22 protein-coding genes and 1 pseudogene are annotated in these 24,731 nt (G+C 72.6%); 16 read left to right on the plus strand and 7 right to left on the minus strand.

Annotated features, from left to right (window positions below; translation table 11 throughout):
- The first annotated feature begins 2 nt into the window (after window positions 1-2).
- Window positions 3-626, plus strand: coding sequence for a hypothetical protein (locus tag HCC30_RS01480; RefSeq protein WP_240979246.1), 624 nt, complete (start codon window positions 3-5; stop codon window positions 624-626).
- Between the two features lie 711 nt (window positions 627-1,337).
- On the opposite strand, the gene HCC30_RS01485 is transcribed toward HCC30_RS01480, so the two are convergent.
- The gene (locus HCC30_RS01485; protein WP_169440098.1) at window positions 1,338-1,799 is read right to left on the minus strand and encodes a VOC family protein; all 462 of its coding nucleotides are present in this window, start codon (window positions 1,797-1,799) and stop codon (window positions 1,338-1,340) included.
- Window positions 1,800-1,869: 70 nt separating this feature from the next.
- Between HCC30_RS01485 and HCC30_RS28355 the strand changes: the two are divergent.
- Window positions 1,870-2,180: pseudogene (locus HCC30_RS28355) on the plus strand (methyltransferase domain-containing protein); the annotation flags it as partial.
- 157 nt (window positions 2,181-2,337) lie between these two features.
- Here the strand turns inward: HCC30_RS28355 and HCC30_RS01490 are convergent.
- Both HCC30_RS01490 and HCC30_RS01495 read right to left on the minus strand, forming a co-directional pair.
- On the minus strand, window positions 2,338-2,583 hold the full coding sequence (locus HCC30_RS01490; RefSeq protein ID WP_169440099.1) for a DUF397 domain-containing protein: 246 nt from the start codon (window positions 2,581-2,583) through the stop codon (window positions 2,338-2,340).
- The gene (locus HCC30_RS01495) at window positions 2,580-3,419 is read right to left on the minus strand and encodes a helix-turn-helix transcriptional regulator (RefSeq protein WP_169440100.1); all 840 of its coding nucleotides are present in this window, start codon (window positions 3,417-3,419) and stop codon (window positions 2,580-2,582) included. The genes HCC30_RS01490 and HCC30_RS01495 overlap by 4 nt, the downstream gene beginning before the upstream one ends.
- A 158-nt stretch (window positions 3,420-3,577) precedes the next feature.
- Here HCC30_RS01495 and HCC30_RS01500 point away from each other — a divergent pair, with 158 nt between their 5' ends.
- The 5 genes from HCC30_RS01500 (at window position 3,578) to HCC30_RS01520 (ending at window position 10,704) form a co-directional block, all read left to right on the plus strand.
- Window positions 3,578-4,027 carry an ATP-binding protein gene (locus HCC30_RS01500; protein ID WP_169440101.1) on the plus strand — a complete coding sequence of 150 codons (450 nt, stop codon included), beginning with the start codon at window positions 3,578-3,580 and terminating at the stop codon, window positions 4,025-4,027.
- Window positions 4,028-4,658: 631 nt separating this feature from the next.
- Window positions 4,659-6,905, plus strand: coding sequence for a bifunctional polysaccharide deacetylase/glycosyltransferase family 2 protein (locus HCC30_RS01505; RefSeq protein WP_169440102.1), 2,247 nt, complete (start codon window positions 4,659-4,661; stop codon window positions 6,903-6,905).
- Entirely contained in the window at window positions 6,902-8,209 is a 1,308-nt protein-coding gene (locus HCC30_RS01510; RefSeq protein WP_169440103.1) for an LCP family protein, read from the plus strand. Before HCC30_RS01505 ends, HCC30_RS01510 begins: the two co-directional genes overlap by 4 nt.
- Window positions 8,210-8,351: 142 nt before the next feature.
- Window positions 8,352-8,774 (plus strand): hypothetical protein, encoded by a 423-nt coding sequence (locus tag HCC30_RS01515; protein ID WP_169440104.1) that lies wholly within the window; start codon window positions 8,352-8,354, stop codon window positions 8,772-8,774.
- 397 nt (window positions 8,775-9,171) lie between these two features.
- Complete coding sequence (locus HCC30_RS01520) at window positions 9,172-10,704, plus strand: FG-GAP repeat protein (RefSeq protein WP_169440105.1); 1,533 nt, start codon at window positions 9,172-9,174, stop codon at window positions 10,702-10,704.
- A gap of 82 nt (window positions 10,705-10,786) precedes the next feature.
- On the opposite strand, the gene aceB is transcribed toward HCC30_RS01520, so the two are convergent.
- Window positions 10,787-12,400: a malate synthase A gene (aceB, locus tag HCC30_RS01525; protein ID WP_169440106.1), complete on the minus strand. Its 1,614-nt coding sequence runs from the start codon at window positions 12,398-12,400 to the stop codon at window positions 10,787-10,789.
- A 531-nt stretch (window positions 12,401-12,931) separates the two neighbouring features.
- Between aceB and HCC30_RS01530 the strand changes: the two genes are divergently transcribed.
- Complete coding sequence (locus tag HCC30_RS01530) at window positions 12,932-13,576, plus strand: DedA family protein (protein ID WP_169440495.1); 645 nt, start codon at window positions 12,932-12,934, stop codon at window positions 13,574-13,576.
- A gap of 145 nt (window positions 13,577-13,721) precedes the next feature.
- Here the strand turns inward: HCC30_RS01530 and HCC30_RS01535 are convergent, their stop codons facing one another.
- Entirely contained in the window at window positions 13,722-14,384 is a 663-nt protein-coding gene (locus HCC30_RS01535) for a nucleotidyltransferase family protein (RefSeq protein WP_169440107.1), read from the minus strand.
- Window positions 14,385-14,659: 275 nt separating this feature from the next.
- Between HCC30_RS01535 and HCC30_RS01540 the strand changes: the two genes are divergently transcribed.
- Window positions 14,660-15,016 (plus strand): DUF5955 family protein, encoded by a 357-nt coding sequence (locus HCC30_RS01540; RefSeq protein ID WP_346776474.1) that lies wholly within the window; start codon window positions 14,660-14,662, stop codon window positions 15,014-15,016.
- A 77-nt stretch (window positions 15,017-15,093) separates the two neighbouring features.
- Here HCC30_RS01540 and HCC30_RS01545 read toward each other — a convergent pair whose 3' ends face one another.
- Window positions 15,094-15,900 (minus strand): IclR family transcriptional regulator, encoded by an 807-nt coding sequence (locus HCC30_RS01545; protein ID WP_169440108.1) that lies wholly within the window; start codon window positions 15,898-15,900, stop codon window positions 15,094-15,096.
- 592 nt (window positions 15,901-16,492) lie between these two features.
- Between HCC30_RS01545 and allB the strand changes: the two genes are divergently transcribed.
- From allB to HCC30_RS01580, 7 genes are all read left to right on the plus strand, one after another.
- Window positions 16,493-17,836, plus strand: a complete 1,344-nt coding sequence (gene allB, locus HCC30_RS01550) for an allantoinase AllB (protein ID WP_169440109.1) — start codon at window positions 16,493-16,495, stop codon at window positions 17,834-17,836.
- A complete protein-coding gene (gene alc / locus HCC30_RS01555; RefSeq protein WP_169440110.1) occupies window positions 17,833-18,978 on the plus strand; it encodes an allantoicase in 1,146 nt (381 codons plus the stop codon). The genes allB and alc overlap by 4 nt, the downstream gene beginning before the upstream one ends.
- Before the next feature lie 170 nt (window positions 18,979-19,148).
- Window positions 19,149-19,592, plus strand: a complete 444-nt coding sequence (locus HCC30_RS01560) for a ribonuclease (RefSeq protein WP_169440111.1) — start codon at window positions 19,149-19,151, stop codon at window positions 19,590-19,592.
- A gap of 319 nt (window positions 19,593-19,911) precedes the next feature.
- Complete coding sequence (locus HCC30_RS01565) at window positions 19,912-20,847, plus strand: sugar kinase (RefSeq protein WP_169440496.1); 936 nt, start codon at window positions 19,912-19,914, stop codon at window positions 20,845-20,847.
- Between the two features lie 222 nt (window positions 20,848-21,069).
- Complete coding sequence (locus HCC30_RS01570) at window positions 21,070-21,726, plus strand: 2-dehydro-3-deoxyphosphogluconate aldolase (protein WP_169440112.1); 657 nt, start codon at window positions 21,070-21,072, stop codon at window positions 21,724-21,726.
- An 88-nt stretch (window positions 21,727-21,814) separates the two neighbouring features.
- Entirely contained in the window at window positions 21,815-23,056 is a 1,242-nt protein-coding gene (locus tag HCC30_RS01575; RefSeq protein ID WP_169440113.1) for a cytochrome P450, read from the plus strand.
- A 72-nt stretch (window positions 23,057-23,128) separates the two neighbouring features.
- A complete protein-coding gene (locus HCC30_RS01580; protein ID WP_169440114.1) occupies window positions 23,129-23,626 on the plus strand; it encodes a GNAT family N-acetyltransferase in 498 nt (165 codons plus the stop codon).
- A gap of 19 nt (window positions 23,627-23,645) precedes the next feature.
- On the opposite strand, the gene HCC30_RS01585 is transcribed toward HCC30_RS01580, so the two are convergent.
- Complete coding sequence (locus tag HCC30_RS01585; RefSeq protein WP_169440115.1) at window positions 23,646-24,650, minus strand: Gfo/Idh/MocA family oxidoreductase; 1,005 nt, start codon at window positions 24,648-24,650, stop codon at window positions 23,646-23,648.
- Window positions 24,651-24,731: the final 81 nt, after the last annotated feature.

Below are 24,731 nucleotides of genomic sequence, written 5' to 3' on the forward strand. Positions count from 1 at the left end.
TCATGCTGGATACGCCGGAAGGTTTCCACGAACTGCCGCTGCATCTCCCTGCGGACGTTCTCGAAGCGGCGTTGTGGGAGCTGGCGGAGGAGATCTGGCCAGGCGGCACAGAGTTCCAACGCGTGACCACTGCCGTTGCCTACTCCGACCTCACCAGCGCTCTGACTGCCGACAACGTCCTTCACGCGTCTGTAGGTCTCTATGAGACGGAGGACGGCGCCGCGAGCACTGCTCATCTCCTGGTGCGTGCGGAGGCCGTTGACCTGGAGGCCCCGGAGGTAGTCGCCGCGGCGTTCCAAGAGGTGCTCTCTTTCGAGGAGCACCGCAGCGTGGCGCGCGTGGACCTGCCCTGCGGTCCGGCCGTGCTCTCTCTGCATGCGACTGAGACGGAGGGTGAAGCTGCTCTCCTGGCAGTGGAGTTCGCGCACATCGAACTCTACGTGCCGTCACCTATCCGGGGCTGGCTTTTGGTGCTTGCCCTTACGACACCGTGCTTCACCGACTTGCCCAGGTACACGAGTATCCTGCGGCAGATCGGAGAGACCCTGGTGGTCCGCCCGGCTGAACAGGAGGGCGACTCAGCAGAGACATCGGTGGTCAGCGATATGCGCGCGACGTTCGGCTAGAGAGGAACGGCGACTCCGCGAGGCGGCGGGCAGCGCCGAGGGCCAGCGTTCCTGTTACTCCGCCGTCCACGAGAGCGCCAGGACCGACATGACGAAACCGGATATTCATGACACTCACCTTCACCCGTAACCCTGACGACAGGGGCTACGAACTGCGCCCCCGAGGCGCGGACCCGGTTCATGTGCACCGCGGTGCTCCGAACGGCCACGCGCTGCCCGAGGGGTGCAAGCCCCGCTTCACCCTCGCAGCCGACCCAGGCGGTGCCTCGCCACTTGCCGTGGTCGTCCGGCAGGAAGGCGGACGTCTGGCAGTGCTCGATCCACACCACGAACGCTTGGCCACACTGCAACTGCCGCCGCGGAAGAAGCGGTGGCGGCCCGCGTACGAGATCCATCTGCCCGACGGGACAGTACTGCGTGGCCGCCGGGGGACTGTGCCGTCTCTGCTGCTGTGTCTGCTACTGCTGCCGTTCGCTCTGCTGTGGCTGGTTGCCCTGGCACTCTCCGACTCCCCGGCCGCTTCCGCCACGGCCCCGCTGCGAACGGCCTGGAAGCGGCCGGGAGATGTCTTCGGCAGACCGTCTCTCACCGAGTCGGCACGAGGCCGGTTCCGGGTCCGGGGTGACAGTCTCGACCGTCGAGTGGCATACGCGCAGGCGGTGGCGAAGTACTGGGAGCGGTGACCCGCCGGCCGCGTAGCAGCGGATTGTCTCACCTGCCGTGATCAAGCACCTCCGGCACCACGCACAGCTCGTTGCCCTCCGGGTCGGTCAGGGTGGTCCAGGTGTACGGGCCGTGCCTGCCGTGGTGGAGGAGGGCGGCGCCGTTGGTGGTCAGGCGCTCCACCAGGTGCGTGGCCTCGTTCGGGGTGGTGCGGATGTCCAGGTGGAGTCGGTTCTTGGTCGTTTTGGGCTCCGGGACGAGCTGGAAGAGGACGCGTGGAGCGCGGGCCGGGCCCTCCGGGTGGCGGATGGCGGTGCCGGCCTTCCAGGCCAGGACCCCGTTGTGCGTGGTGATCTCGGCCTCGTCCACCCGGCCCTCGGCGACGTCCCTGCGGATGGCCGCCTCGTCGTTCTCCACTTCCCAACCGAGCGCCTCGGCCCACCAGTCGGCGAGCGCGTGCGGATCGGCGGAGTCGACGGTGACCTCGAAGGTGAACGCGGTGGGTGCCATGCGGGGACTCTACTGAGGCGGCGGACACCCCGGCCCCGGAACGCGCCGCTGCGCGGCGTTGAGGACGACCGGAATCGACCTGTCTCCGGTGGTGGTCGCGCAAGTCGCCGAAGGTTGGGGGCGCTTGGGGACACACTTCGTCTGTGCCGAGGTGCTGGAACACCTGGCCGACGACACCGAGATCTACGACGCCGTGTACTCGGTCCTTCGGTGCAGCGTGGTTCACGGATCCGGCGGCGGCTGCTCCCCCAGGTCGCCGAGTGGCTGCGTCCCGGTGGCGTGTTCGCTTTCTCGCAGCCTCCAGCGATTCCGGGCGCCTACGGCGTACAGGGCATGCACAAGGGCGGATTCGCTGCCCAGGCGATGTGTACGTACCGCTACGACCAACCCCCCCCGAGACGTGGCTCGGTCCCTGGAGGCCAACGGCTTCAGGCACAGGGAGTGTGTGAGCGGGGGCCGCCGGCTGTGCGGTGTGGGTGTTTCGTGGCTGGTCGCGCAGTTCCCCGCGCCCCTTTTCGGGGCGCGTTCGTCCTCGGCGTCAGCGTGTGGTGGTGTGAGCGAGGAACGCCGACCAGGCGGCGGGGGAGAGGTCGAGCTGCGGCCCGGCCGCCACCTTCGAGTCGCGCACGTGCACGGTGCCGGGGCAGGAGGCGACCTCGACGCACTCGTCGCCGTCAGCGCCGCTGTAGCTCGACTTGCGCCAGGCGAGGGCGACTTCGACGCAGCTGTCGTTGTCTCCGGTGCTGCGGCTGCTCTTGAACCAGGTCAGTTCGCCGGTGCTCATAGCGCTCCTCGGATCTGCTTGAGCAGGCTCCGGGACTCCACGGGGGTGAGAGCCTGCGCTCGCATCCTGGCATACCTGCGCTGAAGCACGCTGAGGTCGTCTGCGTCGGTGATCAGCTGCCCACGGCGTTGTCCTTCCGAATAGGCCATGCACCGGTGTTCCTGCGTTTCCAGTAACTGGATCGGCCCTTCCAGCGCCGCATGGCTGGGCTGCATGAGAGGCATGATCTGGACCTCGACGTTGCGGAGCTCGGTCAGGGCGAGAATGTGTCCGATCAAGCCGCCGGTGACTTCCTTGCCTCCGGTGTGACGCAGGAACAGGGCCTCTTCCAGGATGAAGCTGAAGTCGCTGTTCGCGTTCCGGTGCAGTAGCTGCTGGCGTTCCATGCGGCTCGTGGTCTTGGCTTCGATGTCTTCGTCGCACAAGGACGGCACGCGGTTCCGGTAGACCGCACGTGCGTACTCGGTGGACTGCAAGAGGCCCGGCACCAATCGACACTCGTAGATCTGCAGCGTAAGTGCCTCCTGCTCCAGATCCGCCCACATCTGGAACCAGCTCGCCAGCCCCGGGTTCCGCGACAGGTGGGTGGCGGCCCTGGTGATGATGCCGGAGGCGCCGAGGGCGTGGTCGGCGCGTTGGGGGAAGTGGGGTGGTGGGAAGCGGCGGCCCAACTCGATGGAGGCGATGGTGTGTTTGGAGCAGCAGACCTTGGGGGCCAGCTCCTCCCGTGTCATTCCCGCCAGTTCACGGAAGCCCTTGACCACCTCGCCGAAGCCTTTGAGGCTGTCGGAGGGTTCGGGTTCGCTGCTGCTGCCGGGGCTCTGGTGGTCGGCCATGTTCCGGGTGCCTCTCGCTGGGTGTGGGCCACCTCACGTGGTCACGCGGCATCGTCACGCTGCGTCAGTCGTACTGTCCACCCCCGGGCCGCGTACGGAGCCCCGCGTACGCGCGTCCGAGCTGGCGTGTCCCGTCGCCCGGTGGGAAATCTGGGCGCATGCACGCACACTCGCGTTCCCAACTCCCGGTGACCGTACGTACGTTCAGGCAGCGGTTCAGCTCCACCCCGCGTGGGGCGCGGCTGGCGCGGCGGCTGGCTGTGCAGCAGCTGGACGCGTGGGGGTATCCGTACGGTGGTTCCGTGTCCGAAACCGTCGCGTTGATCGTCGCGGAACTGGTCACCAACGCGGTCACCCATGGCTGCGTTCCCGGCCGGGACTTCGCCCTCACGCTCGATCTTCGCGGGGGCGGGCTGCTCGCCGTCGAGGTGACGGACACCCGGTACGAGCGGCTGCCGCAGCCTCCCGCCGTGCCGCCGGACGAGGCGCCCGCCGAGTCCGGGCGGGGGCTGCTGATCGTCGGCGCGCTCGCCGACCGGTGGTGTGTGGGGCCGCGTACGGACGGGGGTCCGGGAAAGGTGGTGCGGGCCGAACTGGACCTGGTGTGACCGCTGTTGCGGACGTGGCGTGAACTGCGGGACCGGTTGTCGCTGAACCGTTGCGAACCGGCCGTCGAGCAGGAAGTTTATGGCGTGACCATTTCACAATGATGTTACGGATCTTCCTGTTCCCCCCTTGCAGGGACTGGCTACACTCACGCTCCATGCGCAACGTCACCCCCCACAGACGACGCCGCGAACAAGAGAACGACCCCGTATTCCTTGACACTTCAGGGAGGCGCAGACGACTCCTGCGCTGCGTGTCCGTAGCAGCGGGCGGGATATGCCTCGGCTATCTCGTGCTCGTCGCCGTGGTGCTCAGCGGGCTGCCGCAGCCCGCGCAGGCACCGTCCTCCCGAACCGTCGAGCCCCTGCCGGGCAGTTCCGCGCGTCCGCACGACGACGAGATACCCGTGAGCGTCCACCTGCCCGCGCCGGATCCCACGCCACCGGCCGGTCACCCCTCCCACGTGCCCGGCGGACACAGGTCCCCTGCCCCCGGCGGGCACCAGTCCGATGTCCCCGGCGGGCACGGACCGTCCGCTCCGGGCAGTCGCCCGCCCGAGCGTGTCCCCGAGAGTCCGCAGCGCGCCCCTGAGAGAGCCTCGCCGCCCGGAGCCGTTCCGCAGGGCGACGGCGGATGAGTCCCCGGCACGCGCTACGCCGCCCCCCACGCCGGCACTGGCTCCTGCTGCTGCTCCTGCTGCCCGTCGTCAGTGCCTCTCTGCTGTTCGAGGGCTGGACGACCCACGAGGTCGACGGCGCCCGGACGAAACGCGCGTGCACCACCTCCATACCGGCCGCCGCCGACACCGGAGCCCCGGTGCTCCGGGTCACGGGGAACTCGGCCGAGACCACGCGCATGCCCGCCCGTACCGCGGCGCTCACCTTCGACGGCGGGCCCGACCCGGTGTGGACGCCGCGCATCCTCAAGCTGCTGCGGGAGCATCACGCGCACGCCACCTTCTTCCTGTACGGGAACGAGGCGGCACGCCATCCGGAGCTGGTGCGCAAGATCCGGGACGCGGGGCACGAGATCGGCTCGTACACCTACACCGGGGGCTCGCTCGGTTCGGCCTCCGCCCCGCGTACCCGGCTCGAACTCTCGCTCACCCAGACCGCGTTGGCCGGTGCGGCGAACCTGAACACGGGGCTGCTGCGGCTGCCGCACACCACCACGGCCGACACGCTGTGCGGCGCCGAGTGGGAGGCCGCGCGGACGGCGACGGACGAGGGGTACGTGGTGGTCGCGGCGGACAAGAAGTCCCGCAGACCCTCCGAGGGCGTCATCCGCCAGTACAGCCACACCGACCTCGGGCTGCGTGAGGCGGGCGGGCTGCTGCGCAACCGGAACGTCGACCGGTTCACCACCGTCAGCGAGGGCCTGGCCTGGAACCCGCCCGCTGTGCCCGTCTCCTGGGGCGAGCGGGTGCAGGGCGAGGGCCTGATCTGGATGCAGGCCCTCGGGCACGCCTTCGCCCGGCTGATGGCCTGGGGCCTGGGCATCGCGGGCGCGCTCGGCATCCTGCGGCTGGTGCTGCTCGCCTTCCTCGCCCGCGTCCACGTGCGCAGACTGAGCCGCTACCGGCCGGGAGCGCCGTGGCTGCGCCAGGTCACCGACCCGGTGACAGTGCTGGTGCCCGCGCACAACGAGGAGGCGGGCATCGAGGCGACGGTGCGTTCGCTGCTCGCGTCGACCTTCCCGTACCTCCAGGTCGTCGTGATCGACGACGGGTCCTCCGACCGCACGGCCGAGATCGCGCAGAGCATCGAGGACCCGAGGGTGACGGTCGTGCGGCAGCACAACACCGGCAAGCCGGGGGCGCTCAACACGGGGCTGCGGCACGCCCGTTACGACCTCGTCGTGATGGTCGACGCGGACACGGTGTTCGAGCCGGACGCGCTGTTCCGGCTGGTCCAGCCGCTCGCGCATCCGGCCGTCGGCGCGGTCAGCGGGAACACGAAGGTCGGCAACCGGCGCCGTCTGCTGGGGCGCTGGCAGCACCTGGAGTACGTGCTCGGCTTCAACCTCGACCGGCGGATGTTCGAGGTGCTGGAGTGCATGCCGACGGTGCCGGGCGCCATCGGCGCCTTCCGGCGGGACGCCCTGCTCGGCATCGGCGGCGTCAGCGACGACACCCTCGCCGAGGACACCGACCTGACGATGTCGCTGTGGCGGGCGGGCTGGCGGGTGGTCTACGAGGAGACCGCCGTCGCCTGGACCGAAGTGCCCAGCTCGCTGGGCCAGTTGTGGCAGCAGCGGTACCGCTGGTGCTACGGCACCCTCCAGTCCATGTGGAAGCACCGGCACGCGGTGGTGGAGATGGGCTCCTCGGGGCGCTTCGGCCGTCGCGGGCTCACCTATCTGGCGCTGTTCCAGGTCGCGCTGCCGCTGGTCGCGCCGGTCGTCGACGTGTTCGCGCTGTACGGCGTGTGCTTCGGCGACTCGGGGCAGGCCGTCGCCGTCTGGCTCGGCTTCCTCGCCGTCCAGCTGGCGACGGCCGGGTACGCGCTGCGGCTCGACGGGGAGCGGCTGCGGGACCTGTGGTCGCTGCCGCTCCAGCTGTTCGTGTACCGGCAGTTGCTGTACCTCGTCGTCATCCAGTCCGTGGTCACGGCGCTGCTGGGCACCCGCCTGGGCTGGCACCGCATGCGCCGCGCGGGCACGGCGGGCCAGCACCAGATGCTGGAGAGCGGCGAGGAACCGGGCGCCCCGCAGCCCCTGGTGGGCGAACCGCTCCGGGGCACCTCCTCCAGCGGCGCTCCCCTCCCGCAGGCAGAACCACGCCACCATCCGGGACCGGGTCACCATCCGGGACCGGGCCACTACCCGGGCCAGGGGCACCACCCGGTGGGTGACCCGTCGAGAGCTGAGGTGTTCCGATGACCGAGGAGGAGTGGCAGGCGCACCTGCGCGGCCGCCCCGTCGCGGGCGAGCCCGTGCATCTCGGGGGGCCCGATCCGTACGGGCAGGGGGAGGCGTACGAGTACGGCCACCCGCCCGGCGAAGCCCCGCCCCCGCCCGGGAACTCCCCGGCGCCCGCGTACGGTTCGGGCTTCACGGAGCCCTCGGGACGGGTGGTGCGGGCGCGCGGTGCGGGCGTCGAACCGTGGGACGTGCCGCCGCCGCCCGGGCCGCGCGTCCCGTACGGGGGGTACGGGGACGACTCCCCGTACGATCCGCGGCGGCGTGCGCCCCGGCGCCGGGTCAGGAAGCGGCGGCCGGTGCGGCGTTTTCTGCTCGCCCTGCTGCTGGTGCTGTTCGCCACGCCCGTCACCACGTACGCCTGGGCCGACACCCGGCTCAACCGGGACGTCGACCTCGCGGCCTCCGGCATCGGGCAGCGGGAGACGGGCGGCAAGGGCACCAACTACCTGATCGTGGGCTCCGACAGCCGGGACGGGCTCTCCGAGCAGGAGCGCGAGGACCTGCACGCGGGAGGCGGCGGCGGACGCCGCACCGACTCGATGATCCTGCTGCACACGGGGGCGCACGGCACCACGATGGTGAGCCTGCCGCGTGACTCCTGGGTCACCGTCCCGGCGTTCACCAGCCCGCGCACCGGGAAGCACCATCCGCCGACGAAGAACAAGCTCAACGCGACCTTCGCGATGGGCGGTCCGAAGATGCTGGTCCGCACCGTCGAGCACAACACCGGGGTGCGGATCGACCATTACGCGGAGATCGGCTTCGGCGGGTTCGTCGGCCTGGTGGACGCGGTCGGCGGCGTACGGATGTGCCTGGACCGTGCGATCAGGGACGAGAAGTCCGGTGCCGACCTGCGCAAGGGCTGCCAGACCCTGGACGGGGCCGACGCGCTGGCCTTCGTCCGGCAGCGGCACCAGGAGGCCGGGGGCGACCTGGGGCGGACGCGGAACCAGCAGAAGTTCCTCGCCGCGCTGGCCCGGCAGGCGGCGGAACCGGGCACGGTGCTCGACCCGTCGACGGTGTACCCCGTGCTGCGCGCCGGACTGGACACCCTGATCGTCGACGAGGACACCGGGCTGCGCGAGCTCACCCGGCTCTTCCAGGCCGTGCGGGATGTGACGAACGGGCAGGGCAAGCAGCTCAACGTCCCCACGGGGCGCGGCATTTCCACCCCCGCCGGCAGCGCCCTGACCTGGAACAAGCCCCGTGCCGACCGGCTGTTCACCCAGCTCCGCGACGACCTCCCGGTCACGGAACGCTGAGCGCCCTCCGCGGACCTGTCTCGCCCGGCAGTTGGTGAAGTTCCCGGGAAACTGATCTAGAAGTATCCGTGCGTGCCACACTCGGCACAGAAAGTTACGACGGAGGCTCCCGTCGTGCCGGACCTAGAGTAGAAAGTCCTATATGACCGACTACGGAATCGTCCCAGGGGAGAAGTACCGGCTCACCGAAGTGGCGCGGGGCCGCGGCACGCACCACGAGGTGTACGCCGGTTGGGACTACGCACTCCTCACCAGCGAGGACGGCTACGCGGGCGAAGAGGTCGTCATCCACCAGCGCGGCGACGGCTTCGCGTTCCAGAACATCGAGTGCAACTGGGGCGGATACCAGTGGTGGGCGATGTCGACCACCGGCATCTACCTCGCTGACGAGGGCAAGGCCACGACCTGGTATCTCGAAGGGCCCGAGGACGGGTTCTACATCCGCAACAGCGGCAAGAACTACCTGACCTACCCGTGCGACGGGAAGAAGTGGTTGCAGGCGTTGGGTTCCGTCATGCCCAACTTCCGCGAGTTCTGCAAGTGGAAGGTGGTCCGCTCGTCCTAGCGGCTCCCGCCCTGCGGGGCACGGGGTGAGTCAGTGGGGTGCCGCGAGGCTCCTGCCGAGACGCCCGGCCGGGGTTTCCCGGCCGGGCGTCCTGCGTGGGCGGCTGTTGCCGGGAGCGGCCCGAGGAGAAGGGCGGGCATGGCGGCGGCAACGGGCCGCGTACGTGCGGCGTCCGGTGGGCGCGGCCGGCGCGAGCAGCCCGCGGGGCAGCAGGGCGGGTGCCGGGGCGGCTCGTCGCAGGGCTGTCACAGACCGTCGTCGCGGCCCTCCGGGCTTGCCGGGTGCCGGGCCTGTCGCGTTCGCTGGGGTCGTCATGGCCGCGACCGTAGGGGCTGGCGCGAGACGGACGTCCCTCCACGGAGCCGCCCCGCCCCCTACCCGGGCAGGGGGCGGGGCGGTGGAACTGGACGGGACGGAGGGGGAGTTCGTGGGTGACGCCGAGGAGACGCGGCGCGCGTCCGGGAGCGGGCGGCGGCGCAGGGTGCGGGCGGCCGTCGTGGCCGCGGGCGCCGCGGTGGTGCTGGTGCCGGCGGCCTGGTGGGGGCTGGGTGGGGACGAGGCCGGGCTCGCGGCGGCGACCGGGCCGGCGGGGACGGTGCCGCGGGCCGACTTCGACGGGGACGGGCGCGAGGACCTGGTCGTGACGAGCGAGTTCGGCGACGCGGTGGGGGTGGCGTACGGCGCGGGCCCGGAGGGCGGCGAGGCGCGGCGGCAGGCCGTCGGCCAGGAGGTCACGGGGACGCCGGAGAAGAAGGGCGACGGGGTCTCCTTCGCGGGGCACACGCTCGCCCGCGATCTGGACGGCGACGGGTACACCGACCTGGTGGCCGACGTCGACACCTACGGCGCGGACAAGGGCGGCGACGGGGCGCGGAGCGGGCTGCTCGTCGTCTGGGGCTCGGCCGAGGGGCTGCGGGACGGCACGGGCACGTATCTGCGGGGCGTGCCACGGGAGTTCAGCGTCGACCAGCCGGGCGACCACACCCTCGTCGCGGGCGATTTCGACGGGGACCGGCACCAGGACCTGGTCGTCGGGGCCGGCTCGGCGAAGGGTCTGCTGCGGGGCCCGTTCACCCGCGAGGGCGCGCCCGCCGGGACGGCCGCCGTGCCGAAGACGGAGCACCGGCCCGAGGGCATGGTCTCCGAGGGCGCGGTCTCGGACGCGTACGCGGCGGACCTGAACGCGGACGGGGCCGACGACCTGGTCACCGTCCACGAGTTCGAGGACGACGCGATGGGCGGCGGGAAGTTCTCGGCCCTCACGCCCGGCGGACCGGACGGGTTCGGCACCCCGGACGCCACCGCGCTGCCCGGCATCGACCACGCCACCACCGGCGACGTCGACGGCGACGGCAGCACCGACATCGTCCTCCGCCGGCACCCGGAGGACTCCGCTCCGGACAGCGCGGTGGAGGGCCCCGTCGAGGTGTTCCACGGCGGCAAGGACGGCCCGGGCAAGGGCGGTTCCCGGCACACGGTGCTCGACCAGGACACCGCGGGCGTGCCGGGGCGGACGCGGGACGGCGACGACTTCGGCGCGTCCCTGGCCGCCGGCGACGTGGACGGCGACGGCGCGGCGGACGTCGCTGTCGGCGCCCCCGGACGGGACGAAGGCGCCGGCGCCGTGATCCTCCTGCGGGGCGGCCGGGACGGACTCACCGGCGAGCGTGCGGAGTTGACGTCCTCTCCGGCACGGAGCGCCGAGGGCTTCGGCGCGGCCCTGCGGTTCCTGGACACCGACGACGACGGCCACGCCGACCTGGCCGCGGGCGCACCCGGCGAGGACGGCGCACGGGGCGCGGCCCACCTGCTCCGCGGCGCCCGCGCGGGCCTCACCCGCGCGGGCGCGGCGCACCTCACCCCGGACACCTTCGGCATCCCGGCCCCGGCACCCGCCCGGATCGGCCTCGGCGCGCACTTCGCCCGCTGAGCCCGGGCCGCACGCGCCGCCGCCCGCCCGCCGGGCTGAACTGGCGGGCGGGCGGCGGGTGTTGCGGGTCCCCGGGAGTGGCTCAGCCGAGCAGCTCGTAGGCGGGGAGGGTGAGGAAGTCCTCGTACTTCTCGTCGAGGGCGACCCGGAGCAGCAGGTCGTGGGCCTGCTGCCACTTGCCCGCCTCGAAGGTCTCCGAGCCGAGCTCGGCGCGCAGCGCGTCGAGGTCCTCGGCGGCGACCTTGCGGACCAGCTCGGGGGTGACCTTCTCGCCGGTGTCGAGGACGACGCCCGCGTTGATCCACTGCCAGATCTGGGAGCGGGAGATCTCGGCGGTGGCCGCGTCCTCCATCAGGCCGAAGATGCCGACGGCGCCCAGGCCGCGCAGCCACGCCTCGATGTAACGGGTGCCGACCTGAACGGCGTTGACGAGACCGTCGTGGGTCGGCTTCGCCTCGATGGTGTCGACCGCGATGAGGTCGGCGGCCTTGACGTCCACGTCCTCGCGGAGCTTGTCCTTCTGGTTGGGGCGCTCGCCGAGGACCGCGTCGAAGGACTCCATGGCGACGGGCACCAGGTCGGGGTGGGCCACCCAGGAGCCGTCGAAGCCGTCGCCGGCCTCGCGGTCCTTGTCGCCGCGGACCTTGTCGAAGGCGATCCGGTTGGCCTCGGCGTCCTTGCGGGACGGGATGAACGCGGCCATGCCGCCGATCGCGTGCGCGCCGCGCTTGTGGCAGGTGCGCACCAGGAGCTCGGTGTACGCGCGCATGAACGGTGCGGTCATGGTGACGGCGTTGCGGTCCGGGAGGACGAACTTCTCCCCGGCGTCACGGAAGTTCTTGACGATGGAGAAGAGGTAGTCCCAGCGGCCCGCGTTCAGACCGGCGGCGTGGTCCCGCAGCTCGTAGAGGATCTCGTCCATCTCGTACGCGGCCGTGATCGTCTCGATGAGGACGGTGGCGCGGACGGTGCCCTGCGGGATGCCGCAGTAGTCCTGGGCGAAGACGAAGATCTCGTTCCACAGCCGCGCTTCCAGGTGCGACTCGGTCTTCGGCAGGTAGAAGTACGGGCCCTTGCCGAGGTCGATGAGGCGCTGCGCGTTGCGGAAGAAGTACAGGCCGAAGTCGACCAGGGCGCCGGGGACGGGGGTGCCGTCGACCTGGAGGTGCCGCTCGTCCAGGTGCCAGCCGCGGGGGCGGACGACGACGGTGGCCAGCTCCTCGGCGGGCTTGAGCGCGTAGGTCTTGCCGCGGTGGTCGGTGAAGTCGATCCGGCGCTCGTAGGCGTCGGTCAGGTTGAGCTGGCCGCCGATGACGTTCTCCCAGGTGGGAGCGGAGGCGTCCTCGAAGTCCGCGAGCCACACCCGGGCGCCGGAGTTGAGCGCGTTGATGGTCATCTTGCGGTCGGTGGGGCCGGTGATCTCGACGCGGCGGTCGTTGAGGGCCTCGGGTGCGGGGGCCACCTTCCAGTCGCCCTCGCGGACGGAGGCGGTCTCCGGGAGGAAGTCCAGGGTCGCGGTGCGCGCGATCTCGGCGCGGCGTTCGGCGCGCTTGGCCAGCAGCTCGTCACGTCGCGGGGTGAAGCGGCGGTGCAGCGCGGCGACGAACTCCAGGGCGGCGTCCGTCAGCACCTCCTCCTGGCGCTCCACGGGGGCGGCGTCGACGACGGCCAGCGGAGACGGCGCTGGTGCGGACATGGTGGGTCACTCCTTCGGCGAACGGTGCCGCGGGCCGCGGGGCGGGGAGCCGTCGGGGCGGTTCCTCCGGGTCCGGTGACGGGCCCGGGGAACCACCGGACCGCGGGCTGCGCGGCACGGGGTGCCACGCGCCCGTCGGGGCTCCGCAGCGCGGTCTTCGGCGCCGCATGGGTTCCGGCATAGGTGATGGGCGCTTCTGAACAGTGGAGACTAGTTTCCTCATAGTGGAACTTCAATAGTGTGTTGACGTCGAGACACCTCTCACCCGGTTTCGCGGACGCGAGATGGCTCACAGTGCCACCGTGGAACCGGTCCGTTACCGGCACATCGCCACGGACGCCCGTCGCACACGGCGAGGGCCCGCAGCCCCGTCGTGACACGGCATCCGGGGCGGTCCGCACCCCGCGCGCGGGGCGATCACCAGGCCGGACGGGGTCCGTGCGGGGCGAATGGTTGTGCGGGCCAGCCAGTGGACGTTCATCTGCGGCACTTAGGCTCCGTGGCATGATCGAAGACTGGGCCACCGGGCTCATGGAGTCCCTCGGGGCGGTCGGCGCGGGAATCGCCATCGCGCTGGAGAACCTGTTTCCGCCCCTCCCGAGCGAAGTGATTCTCCCGCTCGCCGGGTTCACCGCACACAAGGGCGGGATGAGCCTCGCCGCCGCGATCGTGTGCACCACCATCGGATCCGTCGTGGGCGCGCTCGCGCTCTACGGGGTCGGCGCGTGGCTGGGCCGGGAGCGGACCATCGCCCTGGCCTGGCGGATTCCGCTGCTGAAGGTCTCCGACATCGAGAAGACCGAGGCGTGGTTCACCAAGCACGGCACCAAGGCCGTCTTCTTCGGCCGGATGGTGCCGATCTTCCGGAGCCTCATCTCCGTGCCCGCCGGTGTGGAGCGGATGCGCGTCGGCGTCTTCCTGCTGCTCACCACGCTCGGCAGCCTGATCTGGAACACCCTGTTCATCCTCGCCGGGTACGGGCTCGGCGCCCAGTGGCACCGCATCACCGAGTACGTCGGCGTCTACTCCAAGGTCGTCCTGGTCGTCGTCGCGCTCGGCGCGATCGCCTTCATCGCGGCGCGGGTCCGCAAGGCGCGGGCCGCCCGGAGGGCCGGCGACGGGGCCGGTGACGGCTCCGGTGAGGGGCGTACGGGGCGGGGGCGGCACCGTAAGTAGGTGACGCCGCTTGTGCGTTGAGGGGTGCGGGTGGCGCGGTGGTTTTCGCGCAGTTCCCCGCGCCCCTTTTGCGTGTGTGCCCCGGGCTGTGTGGTGCGTCGTGGTTGTTCGCGCGGTTCCCCGCGCCCCTTTCGGCCTCAGGGGCTCAGGGGGAGAGGCGGTTCAGGTCTTCCGGGGTGTCGATGTCGTGGGGGTCGGCGAGGTCGGCGCATTCGACGAGGGTGAGTTCGGGGGCGTGCGCGCGGAGGTAGTCCCGTGCGCCCCGGTCGCCCGTCGCGCTCTCGGCGATGCCCCGCCAGTGCGCGGCGCCGAACAGGACGGGGTGGCCGCGGCGGCCCGAATAGGCCGCCGCCACAAGGGAGTCGGGGCCCGCCGCGGCAGCCGCGCGGACCCGGGCGACCGTCTCGGCGCCGATGCCCGGCTGGTCCACCAGTGAAATCAGGACGGCTTCCGTGCCGGGCGGCAGGGCCCGCAGTCCGACGCGGAGCGAGGAGCCCATGCCCTCCGCCCAGCCGGGGTTGTCCAGCAGTACGGCGCCGGGGATGCGGACGCGGGCGCGCACCGCGTCGGCGGCCGCGCCCAGCACCACGTACAGCGGGTCGCAGCCGCCCTCGCGCAGCGCGGCCGCCGCGTGCTCGGCCAGCGGCCTGCCGTGGTGCGGGAGCAGGGCCTTCGGCCGGCCGCCCAGCCGCCGCCCGCCACCCGCCGCGAGCAGCAGCCCCGCCACCCGGGGCCCCGACGGCCCGCCCCCGGCCCGGGAGCCCGCCGACTGCCCTGCCGCCGTGCGCTGTTGGTCCTGGTGTGTCATACGCCCTGCCTATCCCACCCCGCGCTCGCTGTCCCGCGCCGCCCCGCCGTTCGTCGTGGTCCGGGTACGTAGGGCGCTTACCGCCGTTTCACGTCCGGTGTCGGACAGTGGGGTATCCGCGCGGGAATCTGCGGCCTGAATTTCGCACTGCGTGTGGCGGGATGAGCGGAGGGTGGCGTTTACTGTGCGGATCGACCGCGTCTGACCAACGCGGAAGGTGTCATCTGTGTGGGGGAGAGACTGTGGGGCGGAGCGAAGCTGTGGGGAGTCAGCCGGTGCTGGGCGGTGCCGCGGATCCACGCGTGGCCGGTCTGTGCGCGAGCGTGGGGCGCCTGAGGGACGAACTGGACGCCTACCCGGCCGAGTTGCGGGACAGGCGCATCGCGGAGGAGGCGCTGGACGCGCTCGCCGCGATGGCGACGGCCGGCGTCCCCGACGTGCAGGAGCTGCGCTTCGCGCTGCTCCAAGTGGCCGGTGCCGTCGGCTCGGTGAGCGCGCTCAGCGACTCCGTGGCGGCCGTGCGGCACGCCGTCGAGCTGTTCGGCGACCCCGCGCCCACGGTGCCGGAGCCCAGGCCGCCGGAGGCGGGCGAGCACCGGCGCCGCACCGAAACCGCCGACGAATCCCGCTGACCCCGCGGGCGGCACCCCGTACGTGAGCTCGCCGGATGCCCCGGGCGCGATGTGCGCCGGGCACCCGGCGGGGTGCGTCAGGCGGGCGGGGGCTGGGTGTTGGCCAGTGCCTCGGAGAGCTCGGCGGCGACCTCGTGCAGCAGCGGGACGAACTTGTCCGTCGCCGCGTCGGTGACGCGTCCGGCCGGTCCGGAGATCGAAATGGCCGCGGGGGTGGGGGAGTCGGGGACGGCGACGGCGATGCAGCGCACGCCGATCTCCTGCTCGTTGTCGTCCACCGCGTAGCCGTCCTTCTGCACCGCCTCCAGCGCGTCGAGGAAGCCCTCGGGCGTGGTGAGGGTCTTCTCGGTGGCGGCCGGCATGCCGGTGCGGGCGAGCAGGGAGCGGATCTCCTCGGCGGGGGTGTCCGCGAGCAGGACCTTGCCGACGCCCGTCGAGTGCGGCAGCACGCGCCGCCCGACCTCGGTGAACATCCGCATGGAGTGCCGCGAGGGCACCTGCGCGACGTAGACGACCTCGTCGCCGTCCATGAGCGCCATGTTGGCGGTCTCGCCGGTCTCCTCGACGAGGCGCGCGAGGTACGGCCGGGCCCAGGTGCCGAGCAGCCGGGAGGCGCTCTCGCCGAGGCGGATCAGGCGCGGGCCGAGGGCGTACCGCCGGTTCGGCTGCTGCCGTACGTAGCCGCAGGCGACGAGGGTGCGCATGAGGCGGTGGATGGTGGGCAGCGGGAGGCCGCTGCTGCTGGACAGTTCGCTCAGTCCGACCTCGCCCCCCGCGTCTGCCATCCGCTCGAGCAGGTCGAAGGCGCGCTCGAGGGACTGGACTCCGCCTGTGGCGGCGGGAGCTGCGGTGGCGCTGGGTTTGCGCTCGTCGGACGGCGGCACGTCGCGGTTCCTTTCCTGGCGGGTCTGCCGAATGCTACCGGCCGGTGCCGTCGGTCACACAGGTCGCGTCCACGCGTTCCTGCCGGTCGCGGGCGGTTTGTCCGGATGTCGCGGGCGGTGCGGAGCAGCGGGGACGCGGTGCAACGGTCGGTTGCCACGTTCTGCTTCTCGGAACGAGTCTTTCATTTCGTGGAAACGTCCAAACCGGTCCGCACGTGATCGGCTCCGGTCCGAGCCGGGCGTGCGGAGGGTGCGGCCCGCTCGCCCGGGCGCGACACGGGTTCCGGGAGCCGCTGCGGGCGCCGCTCGGCCCGAGGGTGCGGGAGAAGCGCAGGTCACGACCGTGCGGTGGGGAGGGTGTCCGGGGGCTGCGCCGGGGGCAGGGGGGTCTTGACTGTTGGGGAGTCGAAATGAAGACTCCATATACAGAAAGTTGCTTTTCGCTTCCCGGAACCGTGGGGTGGTGGAGCTGCTCTCGCGGTCCCCGCATGCGCAGCCGCCGCCTCCGTACTTCCGGTGCTTCCATTGTGCCCGGACCCGGTGCGCCCCGAGCCGCCCGGCCGGTACGACAGCAGAAGAGGAGGGGCGTACGGTGCCCGACGTAACTCTCGTACTGCGCTCGACGCGCGTGATCACGCCCGACGGTGAGCGGCCCGCGTCCGTGGCCGTCGCCGACGGACGGATCGCCGAGGTACTGCCGCACGACGCGGAGGTGCCGGAGGGGGCGCGACTGGAGGACGTCGGGGACGACGTGCTGCTCCCCGGTCTCGTCGACACCCACGTGCACGTGAACGACCCGGGCCGCACCGAGTGGGAGGGCTTCTGGACGGCCACCCGCGCCGCGGCCGCCGGCGGCATCACCACCCTCCTCGACATGCCGCTCAACTCGCTGCCCCCGACGACCACCGTCGAGAACCTGCGCGTCAAGCAGGACGTGGCACGCGACAAGGCGCACATGGACACCGGGTTCTGGGGCGGCGCGATCCCCGGCAACGTCAAGGACCTGCGGCCGCTGCACGAGGCCGGGGTGTTCGGCTTCAAGTGCTTCCTCTCGCCCTCCGGCGTCGACGAGTTCCCCGAACTCGACCCGGAGCAGCTGGAGTCGGCGATCGCCGAGATCGCCTCCTTCGACGGTCTGCTGATCGTGCACGCCGAGGACCCGGACCACCTGCACGCGGCCCCGCAGCAGGGCGGTCCCGAGTACAAGAACTTCCTCGCCTCCCGCCCCCGCGCCGCCGAGAACGACGCCATCGCCCGGCTCATCGACCTCGCCCGCCGCTACGAGGCCCGGGTGCACGTGCTGCACCTCTCCTCCTCCGACGCGCTGCCGATGATCGCCAAGGCGCGGGCCGAGGGCGTCCGCATCACCGTCGAGACCTGCCCGCACTTCCTGACCCTCACGGCCGAGGAAGTCCCGGACGGCGCCACCGAGTTCAAGTGCTGCCCGCCGATCCGCGAGCGGGAGAACCAGGACGCGCTCTGGCAGGGCCTGGCCGACGGCACCCTCGACTGCATCGTCTCGGACCACTCGCCGTGCACCGCGGACCTCAAGTCCGACGACTTCGGCACCGCTTGGGGCGGCATCTCCTCCCTCCAGCTCGGGCTCCCCGCCATCTGGACCTCGGCCCGCGAGCGCGGGCACAGCCTGGAGGACGTCGTGCGCTGGATGTCCTCTGCGCCCGCCGGACTCGCCGGGCTGGACGACCGCAAGGGCGCCATCGAGGCGGGCCGGGACGCCGACTTCACCGTCCTCGCTCCCGAGGAGACGTTCACCGTGGACGCGGCCGAGCTGTACCACCGCAACCAGGTGACCGCCTACGCGGGCAAGACCCTCCACGGCGTCGTGCGCTCCACCTGGCTGCGCGGCGAGCCCGTCACCGACCACGGCCGCATCACCCAGAAGACCGGCCGGCTCATCGAAAGGAACTCCGCATGACAGCGGCGAATTCGCAGGCCGCAGGTTCCGCCACCTTCACCGGCGACGCGAGCCCGTACGGGGGCGGCGACCCCTACGCGGACTACCGCACCCCGGGGCCCGAGGGCTTCCCCTTCTCGCACCTCGCCGACCTCGCCGACCGGCGGCTCGGGGCGGGCGTCATCGCCGCCAACGACGAATTCTTCGCCGAGCGGGAGAACCTTCTCAAGCCCGGCCGCGCCGAGTTCGACCCGGAGCACTTCGGGCACAAGGGCAAGGTCATGGACGGCTGGGAGACCCGCCGTCGCCGGGGCGTCTCCGCCGAGACCCCGCACCCGGTCGAGGAGGACCACGACTGGGCGCTCGTCCGCCTCGGCGCGCCCGGTGTGATCCGCGGAGTCGTCGTCGACACCGCCCACTTCCGCGGCAACTACCCGCAGTCCGTCTCCGTCGAGGCCACGTCCGTCGCGGGCTCGCCCTCGCCGGAGGAGCTGCTCGGTGACGACGTCAAGTGGACGACGATCGTGCCGAAGACGGCCATCGGCGGGCACGCGGCCAACGGCTTCGAGGTCACCGCCGAGCAGCGGTTCACGCACCTCCGCGTCAACCAGCACCCCGACGGCGGCATCGCCCGCCTGCGGGTGTTCGGCGAGGTCGTGCCGGACCCGGAGTGGCTGTCCTCGCTGGGCACCTTCGACCTGGTCGCGCTGGAGAACGGCGGCGCCGTCGAGGACGCCTCCGACCGCTTCTACTCCCCGGCCACCAACACCATCCAGCCCGGCCGTTCGCGGAAGATGGACGACGGCTGGGAGACCCGCCGCCGCCGCGACAAGGGCAACGACTGGATCCGGTACTCGCTCACCGGGCAGTCCGTGATCCGCGCCGTCGAGATCGACACCGGCTACCTCAAGGGCAACTCGGCCGGCTGGGCCTCCCTTTCGGGCCGCGACGGCGAGAGCGGCGAGTGGGTCGAGCTGCTGCCCCGCACCCGCATGCAGCCCGACACGGTGCACCGCTTCCTGCTGGAGGACGCGCCCGCCGTCACGCAGGTCCGGATCGACATCTACCCGGACGGCGGCATCGCCCGTCTCCGGCTGCACGGCTCCCTGACCGAGGACGGCGCCCGCCGCCTCGCCGCCCGTCACCAGGAGCTCGGCGGCTGACTCCCGCCGCGACCGGTCCGCGTACGCCGCCCCGCCTGCACGGGGCGGCGTACGCCTTTTTCCGCGCGCCCCCTCAGGCGCCTCCCCGCCCGTCGTCGGACATGTGAACGGACGGAAAAATCAAGGCACTTGGCGTTGACATGACGTCTACGCGCGTCACCATATGAGGCATGAGAATCCCCCCACGGATCGCGCGCGTCAGCGCCCTCGGTGCACTCTCCGCCGCTCTTCTCGTCGGCGGACCCGCTCTGGCCGGTGCAAGCACGGCCTCCGAACCCGCCCGGGCCCCCGCGGCCGTCTCCGCCGTCGACCGGCCGGGCGCGGCCGAGGTCGGTGACATCTGCGAGACCAAGCTCCCGGCCGAGGCCCACGACACCCTGGACCTCATCGAAAAGGGCGGCCCCTACCCCTACCCGCAGGACGGCACGGTCTTCCAGAACCGCGAGGGCATCCTCCCGGACCAGAACGAGGGTTACTACCACGAGTACACGGTGGAGACCCCGGGCTCCGACGACCGCGGCGCGCGCCGCATCGTCACCGGAGACAAGGAGCAGGAGGACTACTACACCGCCGACCACTACGAGTCCTTCGACCTCGTCGACTACAGCTGCTGAACGCCGGCCCCGCAGCCGGGCGCCCCGGACCCGAACGCGGTCCGGGGCGCTTTCGCGTGCGGGTGCGCCGGGCTCCCTTCTCCGTGCCCGCCGTCGAGTGGACACCCCGGCCCCGGCCGGGGTTAGGCTTCGCCTTTCCCGTCGTGTCGGGGTTTTCCGCCCTCCGCGGCGCCCCGGACGGGTGGGGAGAAGTGACCCCCCGGGGGTGGCAACGGCCCTCTGAGCGGGTAACGTTCCCCACAGAGAGTGATGCGCTGGTGGAAGATGTGGGGAGAAACCGGTGACAAACGGACCGGAGGCCGTCACGTGCGGTGAGGCGATGCTGCTCATGCTCGCCGAACCGGGAATTCCGCTGGACCGCGCCGTGGCCTTCCGCCGTTCCGTCGCGGGCGCGGAGTCCAACGTCGCACAGGGCCTGGCCAGGCTCGGCCACTGGGCGCGCTGGATCGGCCGGGTCGGCGACGACGCGTCGGGCGAGGCGGTGCTGGCCCAGCTGCGGGCCGACGGAGTGGACGTCTCGCACGCCGAGATGGACCCGGCGGCCCCCACCGGGCTGCTGCTGCGGGACAGCCACCCCGCGCGCCCCGTCGACGTGCAGTACCACCGCACCGGATCGGCCGCTTCCTTCCTCGGCCCCGAACAGGTCGGCGAGGACGCGCTCGCGGGCGCCCGCGTGGTGCACGTCTCCGGGATCACGCCGATGCTCTCGCCCTCCGCCGCGCACGCCACCCGGGCCCTGTTCGAGCGGGCGCGGGCCGCCGGCGCCGCGATCTCCTTCGACCCGAACGTGCGCCGCAAGCTCGGCACCGACCACGAGTGGATGCGGGTCGTCAACCCGCTGCTGCGCGAGGCCGATCTCGTCCTCGCCGGCGAGGACGAGCTGGAACTCCTGCTCGGCGGCGGCGCGGAGGAGGCCGCCAAGGCCCTGCTCAGCCTCGGCCGCGCCCGCACCGTCGTGGTCAAGCGCCGGGACCTGACGTCGGTCGCGATCAGCAAGGACGGGCAGTGGACCCAGCCGCCCTTCGACGTGCCGGTCACCGACCCGGTCGGCGCGGGCGACGCGTTCGCGGCGGGCTGGCTCTCCGCCTGGCTGCGCGGCCTCGGGCCGGAACGGGCCCTGGCCGAGGCCGCGTGCGTGGCCGCGCTCGTGGTCCAGGCCCCCTCCGACACCGACGGCCTGCCGACCGCGGCCGGCCGGGACCGCGCGCTGGCCGCCTTCCGGGGCGGCTCCGGCCCCGGCCGGGTCCACCGCTGACGCGGGCCGCCGTCCGCCCCGCATCCCCGACCGAAGCGCCCGACGCCCGAACTCCCCCGCCACCAGCGGAACTCCGTCGCCACCGGCCGCGCCGCCCGGCAGCACCACCCGGGCGAGCGGCCCGCACCGCCCGCACGGCACGGGCCCGCACTCCAGCGGCGCCCGGGCCCGTACCGCACAGGAACGACAACAGGCCGAGGACGAGAGAGGCGGCGAACTGCCGTGTACCGCTGGGAGATCACCCGCACCGCGCTCGCACAGCGCGTCGTCGCCGTGGTCCACGGCGAGAGCTACGAGGACGTCACGGCCACCGCCGACACGCTGCTCGGCGCCGGCCTGACCAGCCTCGAGATCTCGCTGACCGCGCCGCACGCGCTGGAGGCGGTCAGCACGCTGCGCCGGGAGACGGGTGACGACATGGTCATCGGCGCGGGCGGAGTGCTCGACGCCGCCACGGCACGGACGGCCGTCGAGGCGGGTGCCCGCTTCCTGGTCTCGCCCGCGCTGGACGCCGAGGTGTTACGAACAGGACACCGGTACGGCACCCCTGTCTTCGCCGGCGTCAATACCCCGACCGAGATGGTCCGCGCCCTCGAACTGGGCGCCGACGCGCTGAAGTTGTTCCCCGTCACGGGCCGCGACCCGCGCTGGCTGCGCGAGGTGCTGGACGCCCTGCCGCAGGCGCCGGTGCTGCCGAGCGGCGGCGTCACGCTGGAGACGGCGCCCGAGTGGATCGGCGCCGGAGCCGTGGCCTGCGCCCTGAACGCCGAACTGGCCGGGCGGGACCGCGAGTCCGTGGCCAAGCGCGTGACGGAACTGCTGCAACGGCTGGAGGACGCCGCCGGGGTGCCCCGGCCCCGCCGGGCCCGCCGCGGCTGACGACCCCGGCCCGCGCACGCGTCTTGAACTCGCCCCTCGCGCGGGCGAGTTCTTCCCGGTGCGGCCGGGGCGCCCTAGCCTGTGCCGCATGAGCGACGTGGAAGCGCCGGACGCGGACGCAGCGGAGATCACCGACCTCGCGGCATTCGGCGAGAGCTTCACCCGCGACCCGTACCCGGTCTACGCACAGCTGCGCGAGCGCGGACCCGTCCACCGGGTGCGGCTGCCGGAGGGCACCGAGGCGTGGCTCGTCGTCGGGCACGAGGCGGCCCGCGCGACGCTCGCCGACAGCCGGCTGACCAAGTCCTGGGACCACGCCGCGCCCGAGGTGGGCCCCTCGCCCTTCTTCGTCGGGCACCACATGCTCAACACCGATCCGCCGGGGCACGCGCGGCTGCGCGGGCTGGTGGCCCGCGAGTTCACCCCGCGCCGGGTGGCGGGCCTCGCCCCGCGCGTGGAGGAGCTGACGAACGAGCTGCTGGACACCATGCTCGCGAGCCCCGGCGGCGCGGCCGATCTGGTGGAGTCCTTCTCGCTGCCGCTGCCCCTCGGCGTGATCTGCGAACTCATCGGCGTGCCCTTCCTGGACCGGGACGCCTTCCACGGCTGGACGCTGGCCCTCGTCGGCGTCGCGCCGAAGGAGGAGAAGGACGCGGCGCGCGCCGCCGTCGGCGAGTACCTCCAGTCGCTGGTGGAGCACCGGCGCCGGAAGCCGGGCGACGACCTGCTCAGCGGACTGGTGCACGGCGGCCCGGTGAGCGCCGAGGACGCCGACGGGAGCGCCCCGCTCTCGGACGACGAACTCGTCGCCATGCTCTGGCTGCTGCTCGTCGCGGGGCACGAGACGACCGTCAACCTGATCTCCAACGCGGTCCTCGGCCTGCTCACGCACCCCGCGCAACTGGCCGCGCTGAAGGCCGACTTCTCCCTCACCGACAACCTCGTCGAGGAGGCCCTCCGCTACGACGGGCCGGTGGAGACCTCCACGTACCGCTTCACCCGCGAGGCCGTCGAGATCGCCGGGACCGTCATCCCCGGCGGGGGGCAACTGGTGCTGCCGGTGATCGCCGACGGCGACCGCGACCCGGCGAAGTTCCCCGAGCCCGACCGCTTCGACATCCGCCGCAGGACCCGCGGCCACCTCGCCTTCGGGCACGGCATCCACTTCTGCCTCGGCGCCCCGCTGGCCCGGCTGGAGGGGCGTACGGCGCTGCGCACCCTCTTCGAACGCGCCCCGCGGCTGCGGCTCGACGCGCACCCGGCGGCGCTCACCTGGCGGCAGGGGATGGTCATCCGCGGACCGCACCGGCTGCCGGTGCGCTTCGGCTGACGGCCCCTCGGGCCGGGGCCCCGGCGCCCCGGCGGGTGCCCGGCGCGCGGGCGGCTCCTTAGGGTAGGGCGAATGAAGATCAGCGAGTGCCGCGAAGAAGACCTCGCCCTGCTGGAGCAGCACATGCCGACGCTGGGCGCGCCCTCGCGGCACGCCCTGCGGTTCGCGCGGCACGCCGAGGGCACCGGCACCTACCTGGTGGCCTGGTACGAGGGCGTGCCCGTCGGCAGCTGCGAGGTGCGCTGGGACGGCTGCGCGGCCCCCGAGATACAGGCGGCCCACCCCGGATACCCGGAGGTGAACGGGCTCGGCGTGTGGCCGGGGACGCTGCGTTCGCAGGGGATCGGCACGGCGCTGATCCGGGCGGCGGAGGAGCGCGCGAGCGGGCGCGGGGCGGCCGGGATCGGGCTGGGCGTGGAGAAGAACAACCCGCGCGCCGAGGCCCTGTACAAGCGCCTCGGCTACCGCCCGGCCACCCCCTACCTGGACTGCTGGAGCTACCAGGACGGCGTGGGCGTCACCCACCGGGTGGCCGACGCCTGCACCTTCCTGGTCAAGGAACTGCCCTGAGCCGGCACGGACTTGGGGCTCACCTCGCGGGCACCTCGCCGAGCGCCACCGGGCGGCCGCCGCGGCGGGAGAGCGCGCACGCCTCGGCGATCCGGAACGCGGTCAGCGCCTCCCGCCCGTCGCACGGGTTGGGGATCTCGCCGCGCACCGCCCGCAGGAACGCGCCGAGTTCGGCCTCGTACGCGGGCAGGAAGCGGTCCACGAAGCCGGGCCACGGGTCCTTCGGTGCCCCCGTGGCCGCGGGTTCGACGGAGGTGAGCGGGGTGCGCGGGCCGAGCCCGACGGCCACCTGGTCCCGCTCGCCCGCGAGTTCCATCCGGACGTCGTAGCCCGCGCCGTTGAGCCGGGTCGCGGTGGCGGTGGCGAGGGTGCCGTCGTCGAGGGTGAGCAGCGCGGCCGCGGTGCCGACGTCGCCGGCCTCGCGGAACATGGCCGGGCCCGCGTCCGAGCCCGCCGCGTACACCGAGACCACCTCGCCTCCGGTGACCCAGCGCAGCACGTCGAAGTCGTGCACGAGGCAGTCGCGGTAGAGCCCGCCGGAGTGCGGGAGGTAGCCGGCGGGCGGCGGCGCCGGGTCGGAGGTGCACGCCCGCACGGTGTGCAGCCGCCCGAGCCGGCCGGAGCGCACGGCCTCGCGCGCGGCCGCGTAGCCCGCGTCGAAGCGGCGCATGAAGCCGACCTGGAGCAGGGTGCCGGCGGCCTCGACGGCGCGGAGCGCCTCGGCGGTGCCGGGCAGGTCGGTGGCGACGGGCTTCTCGCAGAAGACGGGGAGGCCCAGGGCGGCGGCGGTGCGCACGAGTTCCGCGTGCGAGGCGGTGGCCGAGGTGACGACGACGGCGTCGAGCCCGAGGCCGAACAGCTCGTCGGGGGAGGGGACATGGTCCACGCCGAGGGTGGCGGCGACGTCCGCGGCGCGCGTGGTGTCCGCGTCGGTGACGACGAGGCGGCTCACGTCGGGGAGCGCGGTGAGGGTACGGGCATGGAGGGTGCCGATCCGGCCGGTGCCGATGAGTCCGATGCGCATGGGGACCACGCTCGCCCCGGGCCCACACGGTGTCAATGTTTTGTCAGGACAACCGAACGTATGGCTTCCGGTGGGCCGTAC

Source organism: Streptomyces sp. HNM0574 (genome assembly GCF_012726235.1).
Lineage (GTDB): Bacteria > Actinomycetota > Actinomycetes > Streptomycetales > Streptomycetaceae > Streptomyces.